We start from the raw sequence: 17888 nt of genomic DNA, 5'->3' as shown, positions 1-17888 counted from the left end.
GAGCGGGCTTTTATTTTATGGGTGATAGCTACTTAGCTCAATCGCCGCAACGTCAGCCAGGCCATCAGGGTGGAGCCCGTCAGCAGGCAGCTTTCATCGACGTCGAAAGTGTCGGTATGCACCGGACTTCCCCCGTGGGGCGCCCCCCTGACTCCCAACCGGTAAAAACAGGCCGGCAGGTGATGGGAATAAAAGGCAAAATCTTCCCCCGTCATCCGAATTGGAAGATCCACCACGCGATCTTCTCCCAGCAGAATTCGTGCTTCGTCTCTTGCCCAGCGGGTGAGTGCCTCGTCGTTCTTCAAAAAGGGGTAGCCGTGGCCGATTTCGAGCTCCGCCGAACCACCGAGAGCTGCCGCGATACCCTCGGCCGTGCGCCGCAGCCGGAGGTGCAGTTCCTTTCTCCAGGTTTCGTCGAGGGTCCGTAGGGTGCCCTCGAGTCTTACGGTATTGGGAATCACGTTGGTGGCCCCGCCCTCGCTGGCGATCCTGCCGAAGGTAAGCACCACCGGCAGGGTAGGATCGGTTTCCCGGCTCACCAACTGCTGGAGGGCAGTGATCACCTGGGCCGTAATCACGATGGGGTCGACCGCCTGGTGGGGCATCGCCCCGTGCCCGCCACGCCCGCGAACGGTCAGATAGAGTTCGTCGGTACTGGCCATGTAGATTCCGGGCCGAAATCCTACGCTGCCGGCAGCCAGGGGCGGGTGTACGTGCTGGCCGAAGATCGCCGACGGCACCGGATCCTCGAGGGCACCATCCCGGATCATCAGGGTCGCGCCGCCGGGTAATTTTTCTTCGCCGGGCTGAAAGAGTAAACGGGCCGTCCCCCTAAGATCCTTACGCGATTGCTGCAGGATACGCGCCGCTCCGAGCAGAGAAGCCGTATGGACATCGTGGCCGCAGGCGTGCATCACGCCTTCCTTCCGGGAGCGATAGGGTACGGTGTTTGCTTCCTGTATGGGCAGGGCATCCATATCGGCGCGCAGGGCAACGGTAGGCCCGGCACCCCCCTGAACTTCGGCGATGAGCCCGGTACCCGCGACCCGGCGGTGGGGAACGCCCATCTCGTCGAGCCTGGCCGCCACGTAGGCCACGGTGTCATGCTCCTCGAAACTAAGTTCGGGGTTGGCGTGCAGGTGGCGCCGGTCGGCGAGGGTGGCTTCCGCTGCTTCTTCGGCAAGGGCGCGGACGCGGGTGCTGCGTTCGTTCATAAGGAGCAAAGATACTAGGTTCCGGGCCGCTCACCCGGCATTTGCGGACCTGCGGTAATCATTGACCATCAGGTGAGCCAGCCGCGTGGGTTCCGGTAATTTGTGCTTCAGGACGCAGTGCCTCGCGATCTCCAGCGCGCCCTCCAGGTCCAGCAGGTGTCCGGGGGAAACGAAAATTGGCTTGACGTTCCGCTTCGACCGCAGGGCGTACCCGATGGTTTCGTGCCCGTCCAGGATCGGACTCGCTTCGCCGCGCTCCGTGCCCGGCTCCCGGTACTTACCGGTCAGGATTTTTTTGGCGCAACCCAGGGTCGGCACGCCGGTGACCAGACCGAAGTGGGTTGCGATACCCATCCTACGCGGGTGGGCGATGCCGTGGCCGTCGACCATCACCACGTCCGGCTTTTGCTCCAACTTCTCCCACGCCCGCAGCAGGGTGGGGATCTCCCGAAAGGAAAGCAGCCCGGGAATGTAGGGGAAGGTGACGGTCTGGGTAAAGTAGGCGCTATCTACCACCTCCATGCTCCGGTAGTCCAGCACGACGATCGCGGCGTGAAAGATATCGGAATACATATTGAAGGAAATGTCCGCTCCCCCGATGAGTCGCACGGACTTTGCCAGGGGGGTAAGGGCGATGCGTTCCCTTAATGCTTTCTGCAGCTGCACCGCCGCCGTTGGATCGAGGTTCCAGTCGTGGACGGCGGACGGGGTGGCCGGTGGTTGATCGGACATGGCGTTAGCGGGTGGTTATACGGATGATCTTGCTTCCCGGTACGAGACGGTCGACGACCTCCTGTCCCTCGATCACCCCAGCGAAGATGGTGTACTTGCCGTCGAGGTGGGGGGTGGGGGAGTGGGTGATGAAAAACTGGACCCCTTCGGTATCTTTTCCGGCGCTGGCCATACCGACCAGCCCCACGCGGTCCCAGTGCAGCATGGGCGTTTCGGTGCGTACGATAAAATCTTCGGATCCGAATCCATCGCCCCGGGGCCCCCCTCCCTGCGCGACGAAGTTGGGAACCACCCGGTGAAACGCCCTTCCGTCGTAGTAGCCCCGGCCGATCAGTTCGAGAAAACTACTTACCGTCGCCGGAGCAGCCTCCGGATACAGTTCGAGCACGATTTCGCCTTCCGCCGTTGTGATGACCGCCTGCTTCTCCGCGGCCCCGGCGAGGAGATCCCAGTCGATCGCGCGTACCGCTGTGGGTGGTGCAGAAGCCGCCGGTAGGTTGTCGCCATTCAGGGCACTGGCGGCTTTGCTTACTTCCCGGTAAGTTTCCAGTTGTCGGGGAAGCTCAAAGGAAAGCAGGGCGCTATCTAGCCAGCTCAGGGTAGCGTATGCCGCACGGTACGCTTCAGTCTGCTCGACTAGTGCCTGTGCGCTGTGGTAGGCCGGACCTTCTTCCCGGGTCGTGATCATTGCTTTAAAGTATTCGGACAGCTCCCCGCGTACCCGCCCGCTGCTTGCCCGAAAAACTGCTTCAAAATCTTGCCGTCCGCTGATCAGCTGGAGGGCTTCCGCGGCGGCCGTTCGCTCCACGGGTGAATCGGTCGCACCGAAATAGGTATAGATGACGCGAAACATCCAGGGAGACTCGCTCAGCGCGCGCAGCACGTCCGCACGTTCGTAGGGCTCGGTCGAGGTATCGTGTACGTTGCGCAATTCACCGACGATGCGTTCGCGGTAGTCGGTTAGGTAAGGGGACAGGTGCCGATTGGCGGCCCGGTAGAGGCGGATGAGTACCGGATTGGGCAGTGGGTCTTCTGCGAGTTGCAGGTACAACGGGGCATCTGCTTCGATGCCGTGGGCGAGCAGGAAATCGGCTGCCGTCAGGGCAACCAGGGGATGGGGATCGCGCAGGGCTTCGATGACTGATTCCCTGACGGCGGCGTAGTCGTAGCCGGCAAAGGCCCGGATCACTTCGACCCGTTCCCGCCAGTCGCCACGCTGCTCCAGTCTGCGCAGGAGGGCTACCCGCGCCGGACCCAGACCGCTGCGACCCAGCGTACGGATCAACCCCATCGCCAGGACCGGATCTTTCGTTCTTCGGAGGGCCGCTCGTAGGTCAGGTTCCCGCAACGAATCGACCGGAAAATCGATGCGGTAGAGGTAAAATGCAGCGGGATATCTGATCTCCCGCGCCAGGCTTGCATCGGTGACCAACTCGAGCATTTCCGCATCGGACTGAGGTGAGCGGTTTCCCCCGAGCGCGGCGTAGTAGATGGCCCAGGCGCGTCCGGCCATCAGGGTGGTGTCCTCGGCGGTGTAGGTTGAAATGCTTGCCAGGTTACGGGCGGTTTCGGCATCTGCGAGCTTGCCCGCCGCCTGCAGTACGGCCGCATTGAACTGGGGTTGCTTGCCGGAGGGATCGAACGATGCGACGAGGCGCGTGACCACGGATTTCTCACCGGACTGCCCCAGGGCATAGGCTGCCTGGGTTCGGACGGCGGGCGAGGGATCGTTAAGGACCGACAGTAGGGAATCCAGAACCCGCGCATCAAGCGTTGGGAAACTTCCGAAGGCGCGGGCGGCCAGATAACGCACCGTGGGTCTTTCGTCAGCTAAATAGACCAGTAGGCTGTCGAAATTTCGCTCGTTCTGGAGGTCGTAGATGCGTTGCGTGAGCGGGTCGGCCAGGTCGATCGGTACGTCGGGAGCAGTCGACTCATTCCCGGGAGGAATGCAGGCGGTGAGGCTGATGAGCGACAGGAGGACGGGCAGGACGCGGAGGGGCATAGGGTAAAGGTAATATCCTACCTTTGCGGCCCAAATGAAATTAAGATGATCCAACGCATCCAATCTGTCTTTCTCGCGCTGGCCGCGATCTGCACCTTTGCTCTGTTTGCTACCGACGTTGCCGAGACGGCCGGGCCCGTACCGAGCAGCCAGGTGTTCGAAGATGCTCACCTGACCGTGTTCGATAGTCCCCTGCTGATCGGTGGTGCCGCAGCGGTGGGCTTGCTGACCCTCGTAGCGATCTTCCTCTTCGGAAACCGCCGGCTACAGCGCACGATGTGTACGGTGGCCATCATTCTGACGGTTGCCTACGCCGCTTACGGCGTACTGTTGTGGTACAACGACGCTGCGGCTACGCAGGCGGAAGTCGAGCCCGGGGTAGCACTGCCCCTGCTCGCGATCCTGTTTGCCGGACTGGCCGGCCGCTATATCACCAAGGACGAAAAGCTGGTGCGTAGCGCCGACCGGCTTAGGTAAGCGGCGCAACCCGGGAAATTTTCAAGTGGGCCGATATACATAATAGGAACTCTAAAGTATCTTGGGTGTACCAACACGCTCATTCGCGTCGGCGCGGCTGACGCACAACCACCCGACTATGTTTAAAGAATTCAAGGCCTTCATTATGAAGGGCAACGTCCTCGAACTGGCTACGGCAGTGATCATCGCCGGAGCCTTCGGGGCCGTCGTCACCTCGTTTACCAACGACGTCATCATGCCGCCCATCGGTCAACTCCTCGGCGGGGTGGACTTTTCGGAGTTAGAAATTCCCCTCTCCGAAACGGTAACCGACGCAGACGGAAACGTAATTGAAGAAGGTGCCGCCATTCGCTACGGACAATTTATTCAGACCGTGATCAACTTCCTGATCATTGCCTTTGTGATTTTCCTCGTCGTCCGTAGCTACAACCGGATGACGGCCAAGCCCAAGGCACCGGAACCCGTAGTCGATAAGGGACCAACCGAAAAAGATATTCTCCTGCAAATCCGCGACGAGCTCATTCGCCGCCCCTGAGCCGGGTAGCGGTATAAAAGAGATGGAGCGAAGGGTACCCTTCGCTCCATCTTTTTTATGGTTTTAATTCTGTAGTTTGATCTCGTCGTCCTTGCTGTCGTAAAACTTGAAGGTGGTGATGGGAAAATCGTTGTCGGACTGAATGTCCAGCCACCGGTAGTGCTTCATGTACCACTTCATCTGCGCGCTGGGGAGCCCGCGTTTGAGGAAGGCGGAAATGTAGGGGTGCACCTTCAGTTTCAGCTTGGCCTTCGGCCGGGCCTCCATGATGAAGTTCAGGTCGCGCTCGATCTCGTCCGTAAGCAGGATGGTCGCATTCACCTTTCCGGTGCCGTTACAGGTCGGACACTTCTCGGCGGTGGTGATCTTCACTTCCGGGCGGACCCGTTGTCGGGTAATCTGCATCAGGCCGAACTTGCTGAGGGGCAGTACGGTGTGCTGGGCCCGGTCGTTCTTCATGGCGTTGCGCATGGTGGAGGCAAGCTTCTTGCGGTGCTCCGCGTCGCGCATGTCGATAAAGTCAATGACGATGATGCCGCCGATGTCGCGCAGTCGCATCTGGCGGGCGATCTCCTCGGCCGCCTCCAGGTTGATCTTCAGGACGGCTTCCGCCTGGTTCTGGCTCGGCATCTTGTTGCCGCTGTTTACGTCGATGGTGTGCATCGCTTCCGTATGCTCGATCACGATGTAGGCACCACTGGGCATGGTGGCGGTCTTGCCGAAGCTGCTCTTGATCTGTTTGGTCACGCCGTGGGCGTCGAATACGGGCCGGCTGGCCTTGTGCAGTTGCACGAGGTTGGGTCGATCCTTGGCGATGTCCTTTACGTAATCCTTGATGGTTTCGTAAAGATCCTTGTCGTCGACCACGATTTTGGTGAAATCGGGGGTGAGCAGATCGCGGAGCAGGCCGGTGGTTTTATCGACCTCGCTCAGCAACTTGGCCGGGGGGGTGGCACCCTTAGCACTCTCGACGATGGTCTTCCACTTGGCCACCAGGTTGTTGATCTCCTCGAGCAGCTCGCCTACGCCCTTGCCCTCAGCGGCGGTACGGACGATCACGCCGAAGTTAGTGGGACGGATGCTTTCGACCAGGAGTTGCAGTCGCTTGCGTTCCTCACTGGTGCTGATCTTTTTCGAGACGGCGACCGTCTCGCTGAACGGGGTGATCACGAGGTAGCGACCGGGGATGGTGATCTCACAGCTGAGTCGCGGTCCCTTGGTGCTGATGGGCTCCTTGAGCACCTGGGTCAGGAGAACCTGCTTTTTAGAGATTACCTCGTCGATCTTGCCGGTCTTTACGATCTCCGGCTCGTACTTCACTTTCTCCAGTTGGTGATTGGGAAGCTTTCCCTTGATGGCGCTGTCGGCATAAGTCTGCAGCGTCCGGATCTTGGGACCGAGGTCGGTGTAGTGTAGGAAGGCATCCTTCTTGTGGCCGATATCGACGAAGGCTGCGTTGAGGGGGGCGGTTACTCGCTTGACGCGTCCGAGAAATACATCTCCTACGGTAAATTGATCGGTAGACCGCTGTCGGTGAATTTCCACCAGTTTTCCGTCTTCGAGCAGGGCAACTTCTACTTCTTTGCCCGTGCTGGAGACGATCATTTCTTTTTCCACTGTCGTACAGGGTTGGGTAGATACACAAATACCCCCCGTAGCTAATCGCTGGCGGGGGGATGCATGGTGCATCCATTAACTTAAGGCATACCCGGAACCGCTGTGGCAAAAAGGCCTACCTGCGTGGTCGTGCTAATAATAGCGAGAGTAGAACTACGTCTAGGGTTCGGCTGGATAAAGTCCGCCGCACGTGAGCATCACGGCAGGTGGCGGAAAGTTTCTTGGCGGCTGCATCGATATCGTGTTGTAGTCGATGCGGCACGGAAAGGGGGCCGTAGAAGTAAGGGACGGTCGGCGAAGGGCTTCGCTAGGGAAGGACACGACGCATGTATCTCGAAAAAGGATAGCGCAACAGCAGGAGCGAAGGTCGCACAACACCGGTCACGACCGAGATGCTCCAAAGAACACCCCGGTCGTATATGGTATGTTGCTAGTTAGACTAGCGATTCTTCTTCTTGTGACGGTTCTTGCGCAGGCGCTTCTTCCGTTTGTGGGTAGCAATCTTATGACGCTTCCGCTTTTTTCCACACGGCATATTATGTCGTTTAAATGATTAAAAAAGGGTGATAATATAGAGAACTCATGATTAAATACAAATCACGAGTGGAATTGGTTGTGCATTCGTTGGGGCAGTTGCCGGGGACGCGGGTGCAAAGATACGCAGAATTGCAATAATATTTGGTCACTGCAGCAATGCCGCACACTTTCGAGCGTAAATATCGGCCTCACCGGCTCGTCCCAGGTTCTCGTACACTTTGGCCAGGGGGCAGACGACGTCGGGGTTGTCCGGATCCAGCCGGTCGGCCGTCGCCAATCGCTCGGCGGCACGTTCGATCTGGTTGGTCTTGAGGGCCAACTGGGCCAGGGTGATGTACACCTTAGGGTTGTCGGGATACTGCTGTTCGATTTCGCGCAACATCAGAATGCCCTTCATGGGATTGTCGGGCGGCGGGTTATCGGTATAGGTGACTGCCAGGTTGATGCGCGTTTCGGGGTTGTTCGGGTTCAGGCTGATCGCGGCCTGGTAGGCTTGCTCGGCCTGACTGGCACAGAACTGGCGGGTCTTATCGTCAATTCCCTCCTGCTTAAGGCATAGACTAAAGGTGGTGGCGGTGATGCTCCACGCTTGCTCCGAGTTCTCGATCTCGGCGATGCGTGCCGCGTAAGCGCCCGAAATCGAGGGCTTTCCCGCCTTGTACCACTCGCCGGCCAGCTGTTGCAACAGGTCGACCCGGGCGCTGTCCTCCTCTTGGGATTCGAGTCTTTCCTCCAGGGTGGCCAGCGTGGCTTTCTGGGCGGGGGTCAGTTCGGTGTGGGCTTCGCGGATGAGCGATTGTACACCGGTGGCCGACACCGGACCCCGATTGAAGCCTTCGTCAAATTCAGGCGGACGGACGGGGCATCCCCAGTAGGTGACCAGGACCAGCAGGAAGGCCGCCGCGGCCGCGATCCACTGTGATTTACGCATTAATCGAGGTCGCTTTCGTCATCGGGCAGGTTAGCGACCTTGTCCTTAACCTGCTCTACGAATATTTTGGCTGGCTTGAAGGCGGGGATAAAGTGCTCGGGGATCTCGATGGCCTTGTTTTCCTGAATGTGGCGACCGATTTTCTTGGCGCGCTTCTTTACGATGAAGGATCCGAATCCGCGGATGTACACATTCTCTCCTTCGGCCAGGCTTCCCTTGACTTCCTTGAAGAAACTTTCCAGGCTGACCAGTACGTCGACCTTTGCTATACCTGTCTTGTCGGCAATATTTGCAACTAAATCAGCTTTTCTCATTATCTATTTTTTGTCTCCGCTTGGGGATTTTCAAAAGCGTCGCAAATATCCACTTTTTACCGGAATATCCCCCCATATGGAGAACTATTTCTTTTACAATCAGTCGTTTATGTGTGAAGCATCCTGGCTTTTCTCGGGCGGAAAACGGGGAGCATCAACCCACTACGACCCGTAGCCGGAGCCGTTGCCCTATATTCGCACCTCCTTAAAAACATACCCCATCATGCTCCTATCCATGACCGGTTACGGCCGGGCCACCCTCACCGATGGGGGCAAGACATACACCGCGGAATTGCGGAGCCTCAACAGCAAACAGACCGACGTCCGGATCCGGACCTCCCACAACCTGCACGCCCACGAACTCGAGCTCCGTAAGCTCGTTCTGGCGGAGGTCAAGCGCGGTAAACTGGAGCTCAACCTGGAACTGGTCGACGACGGAGGAACCGGAAAAGTAAAGGTCGACCTACCCCTGCTCACATCCCTGAGCACCAACATCTACTTCAACCTGAATACCTCCCTGCCCGAAAGCACCCTCGACGGACTGGTACCCGCCCTGCTGCGCACGCCGGGCATCATCGATTCCGGGTCGGGCGAACTGACACCGGAAGACTGGGGCAACTTTCAAGAGGTGACCCGCCAGTGCATCGAACGACTGCAGCACTATCGGCACCAGGAGGGCACTGCTCTTGCCGATGACCTGCGCACCCGCGTCCGCGCCATTATTGACATGCTGGGGGAAGTAGGCGATTACGCCGAACAACGGATCGCCGCCGTTCGCGAACGGATGGAAAAGCACCTCGACGATTACATGGGCCGCGCCAACGTCGACAAAAACCGCTACGAGCAGGAGGTGATCTTCTACCTCGAGAAAATGGACATCCACGAAGAGGAAGTCCGGCTGCGGCAAAATTGCGAGTACTTCCTGGAAATCCTCAACAACGACGACGACGTGAAGGGCCGCAAACTCAATTTCATCAGCCAGGAAATGGGCCGGGAGATCAATACCCTGGGTGCCAAATCCTACTCGGCCGACCTGCAGAAGGTAGTGGTGAACATGAAGGAACACCTGGAGATGATCAAAGAACAGCTCGCCAATGTTGCCTGAGCAAGCCCACGGAAAACTGCTGATCTTCACCGCCCCGTCGGGCGCCGGAAAGACCACTATCGTCCGCCACTTGCTGCAAAGCTTCGACGGACTGGCGTTCTCGGTCTCGGCAACCACCCGCCCCGCGCGACCGGGAGAGGTCCACGGAAGGGATTACTACTTTCTTAGCAAGGAGGAATTTATGGGCCGGGTCGCTGCCGGCGACTTCGTCGAGTACGAAGAGGTGTACCCGGGGCGCCTCTACGGTACCCTGCACTCCGAATTGCACCGCAACTGGGCACGGGGCAATGCGGTGGTCTTCGATATCGAGGTCAAAGGGGCCACGAACATAAAAGCTCACTACCCCGAGGGCAGCCTGGCGGTCTTCGTGGCGCCCCCGTCGCGGGAGATTTTGTTCCAGCGATTGCGCGACCGGAGTACGGAAGATGCCGATAGCCTGCGGGTGCGTATCGCACGGGCGGGAGAGGAACTCGGCTACCGCGATCGCTTTGACCGCGTCCTGGTCAACGACGATCTGCCGACCGCCCTGGCGGAAGCCGAACGTATCACGCGGGAGTTCCTCGCTAGTCAATCCGTCGGCCACCCACGATCCGACCCTGGGTATCACCCTCCCGCAGGCGCTTGAGCGGTATCAACAGGCTGGCGAAGGCGTCGGCACTGGATACCCGCCATTCCCGACCGGCGTAGGTGACCGTCCCGTAGTTGCGTGTCCAATCGCCGGCAAGTAGGGTGTACCGGTTTCCATTTTTCGGATTGGGGCCGAAGACGAGGAAGTTGTCGTTGTCGGACTCGAACGAGATGGCCACCCGTTGGGTCTTGGGACTAAAGACGAACACCCCCGGAGTGTTTCGCTTGAAGACGATCTGCTCCACCTCCCGGCCGTCAATTACACTGACGGTACCCTTCCGGATGCGGGTGCGGTCGTTCCGCAATTCACGCTGCAGTACGACGTCTTCGGAAAGGTAGAATTGGATCCGACGCAACTCCTCGTCCTGCCACCCCTGGTCTTCGTAGAGGCGCTGGGTAAACGGACTGAGGCGGGGACCACAAGCCGTAAAGAAAGAACAGAGAAAAACCAGGGGCAGGAGGCGGAGCATGGCGGGATGGGCTTGGACTAGATAATAGTAAGGTCACAGCCCCGAATAAGTCAGGAGGGGGGCAGGGGTTTAAGCCAAGTTTAACGGCGGCGCTGGAAGAATTCGGTCATCAACTCGGCGCACTCATCGTGCAGAATGCCGAACTCGAGTTTCGTGCGGGGGTGCAGCAGTTCGCGGCCGAAGCGCATGAACCCGCGTTTGTCGTCGCTGGCCCCGTACACGATGCGGGAGGTCTGGGCCCAGTGGAGCGCCCCGGCGCACATCGGGCAGGGTTCGAGGGTCACGTACAGCGTACAGTCGAGCAGGTATTTGTCGCCGAGGTGGTTGGCGGCCGCCGTTAGGGCAATGATCTCGGCGTGTGCCGTTACGTCGTTGAGCCGCTCGGTCTCGTTGTGGCCCCGGGCAATGATGCGGCCGCTGGCCACCACCACGGCACCCACGGGTATCTCGCCCATCGTGGCCGCTAGCCTGGCCTGGATCAGAGCCTGCCGCATGAAGTATGCATCATCGTACACCTTAAGCATCCAGGACGGTTTCCACGAGGTAATGGTTCCGGTCGGGATTGGAGCGTGCCACGAGTTCGGCCAGGAAGCCGGTAACGAAGAGCAGGGTACCCATGATCATGGTCGTGAGGCTGATGAAGAACCACGGGTTGTCGGTCACCAGGGTCTTCGGCATATTATTCGTAAGGGCGTATATTTTGGCGCCGCCGATGTAAAGGGCGGTGATGAAGCCGATCACGAACATTACCGTCCCCAGGGTGCCGAACAGGTGCATGGGCCGCTTGCCGAACTTGCCGACAAACATGAGGGTAAGCAGGTCGAGAAAGCCGGTGATGAGGCGGGAGATGCCGAATTTGGAGTAGCCGTACTTCCGCTCGCGGTGTACGACCACCTTTTCGCCGATGTTGCGAAACCCCGCCCACTTGGCCAGCAGGGGCATGTGGCGGTGCATGTCGCCGTAGACCTCGATCGATTTGATCACGTTGCGGCGGTAACTCTTGAGCCCGCAGTTGAAATCGTGCAGTTCGATGCCGCTGACCTTGCGGGTCACGAAGTTGAAGAATTTCGAGGGGAGGGTCTTGCCGATGGGGTCCTTGCGTTCCTTTTTCCAGCCGGAAACGACGTCGTAGCCGTCCTGGGTGATCATCCGGTAGAGGGCGGGGATTTCGTCTGGGCTGTCCTGTAAGTCCGCATCCATGGTGATGATGACGTCGCCGTTGGCGTGGCGAAAGCCGACGTTGAGCGCCGGACTCTTCCCGTAGTTGCGCTGAAACTTAACGGCTCTGAGGTGCTCATTCTCCCGCGCCAGCCGCTGGATCACCGGCCAGCTGTTGTCGGTGCTGCCGTCGTCGACCAGCCAGACTTCGTAGCTGAGGTTGTGGGACTGCATGACCCGGTCGATCCAGGCGGTCAGTTCGGGCAACGATTCTTCCTCGTTGAAAAGGGGGACGACTACGCTAATGTCCATAGGCGGTCGTTGTTGACGGTGGCGAGGATGCGACCCGGCAACTCGAGGCCGAGCAGGGGACTGTTGGTCGTCTTGCCCCGCAGCTGATCGACGGTAAACGTACTGCTGCCCTCCGTAGTGAATAGGGTAAGTTGAGCCGGGTTCCCCTCGGCAACGGAGAGGGGCGGCAGACCGAGTAAGCGGCGCGGACCCACGGTAAGGGCGGCAATCACCCGTTCCAGTTTCTCATCGGTATCCGCCCAGGACAGCAATTGCCGCAGGGCCGTTTCCAGGCCCCGCGCACCAAAGGCCGAGTAGCTGAACTCCAGGTCCTTCTCTTCCCCGTGGCGTGCCCGGTGGTGGGAAACGATGGCCTCGATCCGACCCTCCAGTACGCCATTCCGGAGTGCCTCCCGGTCGGTGGTTTCCCGCAGTGGGGGGAGCAGTTTGAAGTTCGGATCGAAGCCGCTCAGGGACTCCTCGGTGAAGGTCAGGTGGTGGGCGCTGACCGTGCAGCCCACCAGGCGATCGCCCCCTCCGTCGCGGTACTCCTGAATCAGTTGGAGCGAATCCGCCGAGGAGATCAGGTGGAGGAGTAAGCGACCGTGGGTATAGGAGAGGATAGTAAGGTCCCGGGCCAGCGGAATGGTTTCGGTCATTACCGGAATGCCACGCAGTCCCAGCGACACGCTCACGCCCCCTTCGTGAACCTGACCGTCCTCGGCCAGGTCCGTATCGTAGGGTGAGTCAATGATGGTGCCTCCGAACGATTTGGCGTACTCGAGCCCGCGCTTGAGCAGGTTGCCGGGTGCCGAACGACCGGGTCCGTCGGTAAAGGCCAGGGCACCCGCGGCGGCCAGCTCCATCATCTCGGTAAGGTCCTTGCCCGCGTTGTCGCGGCTCAGTGCCGCCAGCGGGAGCAGGTCGACCGCGCTGCTGCCGTTGTGACTGGCCAGGTAGGTCATGTCGGCGACCGACTGGCGGACCGGATCGGTGGTCGGAAGGACGGCTACGGCAACGTAACCGCCGGCGGCGGCCGCGGCGGTCAGGCTGGCAATGTCTTCCCGCTCCTCGTGTCCGGGATCGCCGAGGTAGGCACCGATATCCACAAATCCCGGTGAGAGGCGGGCACCCTCGTGTGAGAATACTTCCTCGCCGTCCCGGGCGGAAATTTCGTCCGCGATGGCCTCGATCCGGCCGTTGGCGATCCGCACGTCCTGGGTTTTGCCGTGGTGCGGGCTATGGGTGTCGGTGATGGAAACGGAACGGAGCAGCATAGTGGGCCAAAGGTATCATTTTCTAGACCTTCCAGAACCGCAGGAGGACCGCTTCGAGGAGGAGAAAGATCAGGGCCGCCCAGATGAAGTACCTCCAGAGCGGGCGCCCCTCACTGCGCTCCTTTATGTCGGAGGTAAGGGTGGCCTGGCTTTCCGGGTTGAGGACGGAAACATTAGGGATCGCGGCCAGTGTTTCCGGGGAAGTGTAGCGTAGGTCAGACTCCGTTCGGTCGTAATTAAAGGCAAACGACTCCACCACTTCTTCGTTGATGATGAGTTCGTAGATTCCCGCTTCCGGCACCTGACCGCCCAGGCCGAGGGCCACCCGGTTGCCGATCGTCCGCTGCTCGGGGATGAACTCTCCCCCCGGACCGCGCAGCTTGTACACGATCTCCGCGCTGGCCTGCCGCCGGCTGGTTTCGATGACTTCGTCCTGCCCGATGGTGTAGGCCACGGGGCGGCGGCGTCCACTGCTGATCCCCATTTTGTACAGCATGGGAATGAATATTTCGGCATTGACCGAAAGGTCGCTGACCTCGGGGGAGAGGGGAAACGCCATCAGGTAAAGGTTGCCGTCCTCCACTGCGTACTTCGCCAGTGCGGTGCTGCCGTCGCGGTAGGTGAGGAGCGGCTGTTGCCGGCGGTTGCCGTAACGGGTGAGGGGAAAATTGCCGGTGCTGGTGGGCAGATCGAGGTCTCCCCGTTCCCGCTCGAAGACGCCGTCGAAGATGAACTCCGCCGCATTGATGGTACTTACCTCCCGGGTCTGGGGCTGGAAGGGCTGGAGTTCGTCGGCGGGGAAGGAGGAAAGCAGGGCGTTGTAGCTCGTGAGGCCGGCCGCGGCGGGCGGGAAGATCAGCAGGTTGCCTCCGTCCCGCACGTACTGCCGAAGTTGTTCTCCGAGCCCGCTGGCGATCTCCGGCAGATCGGTCAGGACCACGAGTCGGTACGCGCCCAGATTGCCGTAGTCGATGTTCTGGGCGCCGACGAAGGTGGGCTCAAAGACCTCCAGCCGGAGCGCGGCGGCCAGGTTGCGATCCGGCGTGCCGTCGCCGTCGATGTTGAGAACCGGCACGCGCCCGGTCGTCTGGAAAGCTATATAGTAGGTGTCGTCAAACGTAACCGGAAAATCCGTGATGCTCAGTTCGGCGTTGCCCGTGCCCGATCGGCTGATGTTAAGGTAGATGCTGTCGATCACGTAATCCTCGGCCGGAATACGTAGGGTGCCCCCGGGCTTTTTCTGCCCCTCGAAAACCTGACTGAGCCTAACGTTGTCCTGGGCTTCGCTTCCGAAGTTCCGTACGCGGACGAGCACGAGGTTGTTCTGGTTGAACTGGGGAACGGGGGCGTCGAACCACACCGAATCTACGGCTACGTTGCGCTCCCGCACCGCGGTCAGGGGAAGTAGGTTGACGTCGACCGCAGTATCTACTTCCCCGATGTCGGTGATATTCTGCTGAAAATCCGAGATCAGGTAAGCGATCCGGTTGTCGCCGTCCGCGGAGGAGAGGGCCGCTGCCTGGCGATCCAGCACTTGGGAAAGCTTGCGACTTTCCGGCACAACGGCAATCTCGTCGATGGCCAGCAATGCGTCCTCCCGTCCCACCAGCCGCTGACTGCTGCCGCTAAAGGAATTGGTGAGGACCTGGAAGCGGTCTTCGGGGCCATAGGCGCTGACGATATCCCGCGCCCGGTCCCGCGCCAGTTGCAGCAGTGGGGCCCGGTCGCTTTCGGCACCCATGCTGAAGCTGTTGTCTACGTAAATGCTCACGTCCTTACGGCCCGCGATCATACCCCGGTCGGCCGGAAGAAAGGGCTGGGCGAAGGCAACGACCAGGGCGGCCACGGCTAGGCACCGCAGCAGGAGGATCAGGAGATTCCTTAACCGGCTCCGCATACTGGTCTCTTCCTTTACTTCCCGCAGGAAACGGACGTTGCTGAAGTACACCTTGCGAAACCGCCGGAAGTAGAACAGGTGAATGATCACCGGAATGGCGATCAGGCCGAGCGCCCAGAGGAAGGAAGGAAAGAGAAAGGACATAAGTTGGTGTAGTGGGGTGGGGCGGCTAGATCATATCCTCCGGCTTTACCCAGGCGTCGAATTCTTCGCCGGTGAGGTAGCCGAGTTCGAGGGCCGCCGCCTTTAGGGTGGTATCGTCGGCGTAGGCCTTCTTGGCAATGGTCGCGGCCTTGTCGTACCCGATCTTCGTATTCAGCGCGGTGACCAGCATCAGGCTGTTGTTCAGGTGCTCGGTGATCCGTTTGCGATTGGGCTCGATGCCGCGGGCACAGTTGGCGTCGAAACTGCGGCAGGCATCGCCAATGAGGCGGGCACTGATGAGGAAGTTGTAGATCATCATCGGCTTGAACACGTTCAGTTCGAAGTGTCCGTTCATGCCGCCGATGTTGATGGCCACGTCGTTGCCGAGCACCTGGGCCATGGCCATGGTGAGGGCCTCGCTCTGGGTGGGATTGACCTTGCCGGGCATAATGCTGCTGCCGGGTTCGTTGGCGGGAATGACGATCTCACCGATTCCCGACCGCGGTCCGCTGCTCAGCATCCGGATGTCGTTGCCGATCTTGGTGAGGCTTACGGCCAGGGTCTTAAGGGCTCCGTGGGCTTCTACGATCGCGTCGTGGGCGGCCAGTGCCTCGAATTTATTGTCGGCACTTCGAAAAGGGTGACCGCTGAGGTCGGCAATCTCCTGGGCTACCCGGTCCGCGTATCCCTCCGGCGTGTTGAGCCCGGTACCGACGGCCGTGCCCCCGAGGGCTAGCTCGGACAGGTGGTCGAGGGTATTGCGCAGCGCCCGCAGGCCGTGCTCCAGCTGACTGACGTAGCCGCTGAATTCCTGGCCCAGAGTGAGGGGCGTAGCATCCATAAAGTGAGTGCGGCCGATCTTGACCACGTCGGCCATGCTGTCCGATTTTTCGCGCAGGGTATCCCGCAACTGCTCTACTCCCGGAACCGTCGTTTTGATCAGAATTTCGTAGGCCGCGATGTGCATGGCGGTGGGGAAGGTATCGTTGCTCGACTGACTCTTGTTGACGTCGTCGTTGGGGTGCAAAACCCGATCGGCGTCGGTCAGCTTTCCTCCGTCGATCACGTGTGCGCGGTTGGCAATGACCTCGTTGACGTTCATGTTAGATTGGGTGCCGGAGCCCGTCTGCCAGACCACCAGGGGAAATTCGTCGTCGAGTTCGCCGGCCAGAATTTCATCGGCTACGCGTCCGATGAGGTCGGACTTTTGGCGGTCGAGTACACCCAGTTCGGCATTGGTGCGGGCTGCGGCCTTCTTCAAAATTGCGAAAGCGCGTACGATCTCTCGGGGCATGAGCTGGCCTCCGATGTCGAAGTTGGTGAAGCTGCGCTGGGTCTGGGCACCCCAGTAGCGCTCGGCGGGTACGTCTACGTATCCGATGCTGTCTTTTTCCTGGCGGGTATTCATGATATAACTGTTTGGGGAGACGAAGGTAATTGATATTCCGGGCGTAGGCGGGCGCCGAGGCCGATCGCATCGGGGAGGTGTACCTGTCCCCCGCTTCCGTAAGTAATTCCCCCCTCCACCGGATCCTCCACCTGCATCAGGGGCGTATCGAAGTCGCAGTATTCCACCTGGTCCGTGCTCATGGCGAAGTGAGCCGCGGCGGTGAAGCCCAGGCGGGACTCCAGGAACCCACCGACCTGTAGCGGCAGATCGACCGTTTCGGCAATGCGGCGCGCGCCGTAGAGGCCACCGGATTTGCTCAGCTTGATGTTTATGCGATCTACGGCACCGATGGCCGTGAGCCTGCGGGCGTCGTCTACGTTCCAGCAACTTTCGTCGGCCATAAGCGGAATGGGGCTCAGGCGGCGCAATTCGGGGAGGCGCATCCATTCGTAACGGTCGATCGGGGCTTCGCAGTGTTGAATATTGAAGCCGGCCAGCCCGCGCAGGGCGATTACCGCTTCTTCGAAGGTCCAGCCCTGATTGGCGTCGATGCGCAGCGGTATTTGGTGGCCCACTGCGGCAGAGATGGCCGCGATCCGCTCGACGTCCCGTTCGGCACCATCGCCCAGTTTAACCTTTATCACCGGGTACCCGGCCGCTTTGATCTCCCGGGCATCGGCCGCCATTTGGTGTGCCGGGCCCAGGCTTACGGTGTAGTCGGTGTAGAGAGTTCTCGGGGAGTTGCCTCCCAGGTAGCGGTACAGGGGTAAGCCGGCCGCCTGGGCGGCAATATCGTGACACGCCATGTCGAAGGCGGACTTAAGGGCGTGGTTTCCGTGGATCGTACGTCGGAGCAGGGCGGTGTACGCAGGTGCGGTGTCAGCCGCAAGTCCAAGCAACTTTGGTGCCAAAAAGGCAGCAATTGCCAGCGCTCCGTCCAGGGTTTCCCCGTGAATCGTGGGGAACGGACTAGCCTCCCCCCAGCCCGTGCGCCCGTCGCGGGTACGGATTCTCACGAACAGGTTTTCCGCGTGGGTAAGCGGGCCCAGCGAGATAACGAAGGGTTTGGAGAGGGGGATTCGGAGCGGAAAGAGAACGATTTCTTGGATGAGCATGTATGGGTAGATAGAACGACGAAGGTATACCGGCCGGCTGCACTATTTTCCG

General features: G+C 60.0%; 17 protein-coding genes. 4 read left to right on the top strand and 13 right to left on the bottom strand.

Features of this window, described 5'->3' with window-relative positions; translation table 11 throughout:
- Positions 1-32: 32 nt before the first annotated feature.
- From GGR28_RS05350 to GGR28_RS05340, 3 genes are read right to left on the bottom strand one after another with little or no spacing between them, the layout of a single operon-like run.
- Complete coding sequence (locus GGR28_RS05350; protein ID WP_183494712.1) at positions 33-1214, bottom strand: M20 metallopeptidase family protein; 1182 nt, start codon at positions 1212-1214, stop codon at positions 33-35.
- 30 nt (positions 1215-1244) lie between these two features.
- A complete protein-coding gene (nfi, locus tag GGR28_RS05345; RefSeq protein WP_183494711.1) occupies positions 1245-1946 on the bottom strand; it encodes a deoxyribonuclease V in 702 nt (233 codons plus the stop codon).
- A 4-nt stretch (positions 1947-1950) separates the two neighbouring features.
- On the bottom strand, positions 1951-3951 hold the full coding sequence (locus GGR28_RS05340) for a peptidylprolyl isomerase (protein WP_183494710.1): 2001 nt from the start codon (positions 3949-3951) through the stop codon (positions 1951-1953).
- Between the two features lie 45 nt (positions 3952-3996).
- Between GGR28_RS05340 and GGR28_RS05335 the strand changes: the two genes are divergently transcribed.
- Together GGR28_RS05335 and mscL are read left to right on the top strand one after the other, a co-directional pair.
- Positions 3997-4428: a DUF4293 domain-containing protein gene (locus tag GGR28_RS05335; protein ID WP_183494709.1), complete on the top strand. Its 432-nt coding sequence runs from the start codon at positions 3997-3999 to the stop codon at positions 4426-4428.
- Between the two features lie 118 nt (positions 4429-4546).
- Positions 4547-4963 (top strand): large conductance mechanosensitive channel protein MscL, encoded by a 417-nt coding sequence (gene mscL / locus GGR28_RS05330; protein ID WP_183494708.1) that lies wholly within the window; start codon positions 4547-4549, stop codon positions 4961-4963.
- Between the two features lie 63 nt (positions 4964-5026).
- Here the strand turns inward: mscL and GGR28_RS05325 are convergent, their stop codons facing one another.
- The 3 genes from GGR28_RS05325 to GGR28_RS05315 form a co-directional block, all read right to left on the bottom strand.
- Positions 5027-6580 carry an Rne/Rng family ribonuclease gene (locus tag GGR28_RS05325; protein ID WP_183494707.1) on the bottom strand — a complete coding sequence of 518 codons (1554 nt, stop codon included), beginning with the start codon at positions 6578-6580 and terminating at the stop codon, positions 5027-5029.
- Between the two features lie 682 nt (positions 6581-7262).
- The gene (locus GGR28_RS05320) at positions 7263-8048 is read right to left on the bottom strand and encodes a tetratricopeptide repeat protein (RefSeq protein WP_183494706.1); all 786 of its coding nucleotides are present in this window, start codon (positions 8046-8048) and stop codon (positions 7263-7265) included.
- Positions 8048-8362 carry an HU family DNA-binding protein gene (locus GGR28_RS05315; RefSeq protein WP_183494705.1) on the bottom strand — a complete coding sequence of 105 codons (315 nt, stop codon included), beginning with the start codon at positions 8360-8362 and terminating at the stop codon, positions 8048-8050. The genes GGR28_RS05320 and GGR28_RS05315 overlap by 1 nt, the downstream gene beginning before the upstream one ends.
- Positions 8363-8585: 223 nt before the next feature.
- On the opposite strand from GGR28_RS05315, the gene GGR28_RS05310 reads away from it, so the two are divergent.
- Both GGR28_RS05310 and gmk read left to right on the top strand, forming a co-directional pair.
- A complete protein-coding gene (locus GGR28_RS05310) occupies positions 8586-9467 on the top strand; it encodes a YicC family protein (protein WP_183494704.1) in 882 nt (293 codons plus the stop codon).
- Positions 9457-10092 (top strand): guanylate kinase, encoded by a 636-nt coding sequence (gene gmk / locus GGR28_RS05305; protein WP_183494703.1) that lies wholly within the window; start codon positions 9457-9459, stop codon positions 10090-10092. Before GGR28_RS05310 ends, gmk begins: the two co-directional genes overlap by 11 nt.
- On the opposite strand, the gene GGR28_RS05300 is transcribed toward gmk, so the two are convergent.
- From GGR28_RS05300 to GGR28_RS05270, 7 genes are all read right to left on the bottom strand, one after another.
- The gene (locus tag GGR28_RS05300; RefSeq protein ID WP_183494702.1) at positions 10031-10564 is read right to left on the bottom strand and encodes a hypothetical protein; all 534 of its coding nucleotides are present in this window, start codon (positions 10562-10564) and stop codon (positions 10031-10033) included. The two genes, gmk and GGR28_RS05300, sit on opposite strands and share 62 nt — an antisense overlap.
- Positions 10565-10644: 80 nt before the next feature.
- On the bottom strand, positions 10645-11088 hold the full coding sequence (locus tag GGR28_RS05295) for a nucleoside deaminase (protein ID WP_183494701.1): 444 nt from the start codon (positions 11086-11088) through the stop codon (positions 10645-10647).
- Complete coding sequence (locus GGR28_RS05290; RefSeq protein ID WP_183494700.1) at positions 11081-12034, bottom strand: glycosyltransferase family 2 protein; 954 nt, start codon at positions 12032-12034, stop codon at positions 11081-11083. The genes GGR28_RS05295 and GGR28_RS05290 overlap by 8 nt, the downstream gene beginning before the upstream one ends.
- Positions 12019-13290, bottom strand: coding sequence for a dihydroorotase (locus tag GGR28_RS05285; RefSeq protein WP_183494699.1), 1272 nt, complete (start codon positions 13288-13290; stop codon positions 12019-12021). Before GGR28_RS05285 ends, GGR28_RS05290 begins: the two co-directional genes overlap by 16 nt.
- Before the next feature lie 22 nt (positions 13291-13312).
- A complete protein-coding gene (locus tag GGR28_RS05280) occupies positions 13313-15331 on the bottom strand; it encodes a vWA domain-containing protein (protein WP_183494698.1) in 2019 nt (672 codons plus the stop codon).
- Positions 15332-15356: 25 nt separating this feature from the next.
- A complete protein-coding gene (gene fumC / locus GGR28_RS05275; RefSeq protein ID WP_183494697.1) occupies positions 15357-16739 on the bottom strand; it encodes a class II fumarate hydratase in 1383 nt (460 codons plus the stop codon).
- Complete coding sequence (locus tag GGR28_RS05270) at positions 16736-17836, bottom strand: mandelate racemase/muconate lactonizing enzyme family protein (RefSeq protein WP_183494696.1); 1101 nt, start codon at positions 17834-17836, stop codon at positions 16736-16738. Before GGR28_RS05270 ends, fumC begins: the two co-directional genes overlap by 4 nt.
- Positions 17837-17888: the final 52 nt, after the last annotated feature.

It is taken from the genome of Neolewinella aquimaris (assembly GCF_014197245.1).
GTDB classification, from domain to species: domain Bacteria; phylum Bacteroidota; class Bacteroidia; order Chitinophagales; family Saprospiraceae; genus Neolewinella; species Neolewinella aquimaris.
This window is presented reverse-complemented; position numbering and strand designations above follow the sequence as displayed.

Bases quoted from the DNA above. Each gene is read 5' to 3' on its own strand.
- GGR28_RS05350 (WP_183494712.1), bottom strand. From the start codon at position 1,214: ATGAACGAACGCAGCACCCGCGTCCGCGCCCTTGCCGAAGAAGCAGCG.
- nfi (WP_183494711.1), bottom strand. From the start codon at position 1,946: ATGTCCGATCAACCACCGGCCACCCCGTCCGCCGTCCACGACTGGAAC.
- GGR28_RS05340 (WP_183494710.1), bottom strand. From the start codon at position 3,951: ATGCCCCTCCGCGTCCTGCCCGTCCTCCTGTCGCTCATCAGCCTCACC.
- GGR28_RS05335 (WP_183494709.1), top strand. From the start codon at position 3,997: ATGATCCAACGCATCCAATCTGTCTTTCTCGCGCTGGCCGCGATCTGC.
- mscL (WP_183494708.1), top strand. From the start codon at position 4,547: ATGTTTAAAGAATTCAAGGCCTTCATTATGAAGGGCAACGTCCTCGAA.
- GGR28_RS05320 (WP_183494706.1), bottom strand. From the start codon at position 8,048: ATGCGTAAATCACAGTGGATCGCGGCCGCGGCGGCCTTCCTGCTGGTC.
- GGR28_RS05315 (WP_183494705.1), bottom strand. From the start codon at position 8,362: ATGAGAAAAGCTGATTTAGTTGCAAATATTGCCGACAAGACAGGTATA.
- GGR28_RS05310 (WP_183494704.1), top strand. From the start codon at position 8,586: ATGCTCCTATCCATGACCGGTTACGGCCGGGCCACCCTCACCGATGGG.
- gmk (WP_183494703.1), top strand. From the start codon at position 9,457: ATGTTGCCTGAGCAAGCCCACGGAAAACTGCTGATCTTCACCGCCCCG.
- GGR28_RS05300 (WP_183494702.1), bottom strand. From the start codon at position 10,564: ATGCTCCGCCTCCTGCCCCTGGTTTTTCTCTGTTCTTTCTTTACGGCT.
- GGR28_RS05295 (WP_183494701.1), bottom strand. From the start codon at position 11,088: ATGCTTAAGGTGTACGATGATGCATACTTCATGCGGCAGGCTCTGATC.
- GGR28_RS05290 (WP_183494700.1), bottom strand. From the start codon at position 12,034: ATGGACATTAGCGTAGTCGTCCCCCTTTTCAACGAGGAAGAATCGTTG.
- GGR28_RS05285 (WP_183494699.1), bottom strand. From the start codon at position 13,290: ATGCTGCTCCGTTCCGTTTCCATCACCGACACCCATAGCCCGCACCAC.
- GGR28_RS05280 (WP_183494698.1), bottom strand. From the start codon at position 15,331: ATGTCCTTTCTCTTTCCTTCCTTCCTCTGGGCGCTCGGCCTGATCGCC.
- fumC (WP_183494697.1), bottom strand. From the start codon at position 16,739: ATGAATACCCGCCAGGAAAAAGACAGCATCGGATACGTAGACGTACCC.
- GGR28_RS05270 (WP_183494696.1), bottom strand. From the start codon at position 17,836: ATGCTCATCCAAGAAATCGTTCTCTTTCCGCTCCGAATCCCCCTCTCC.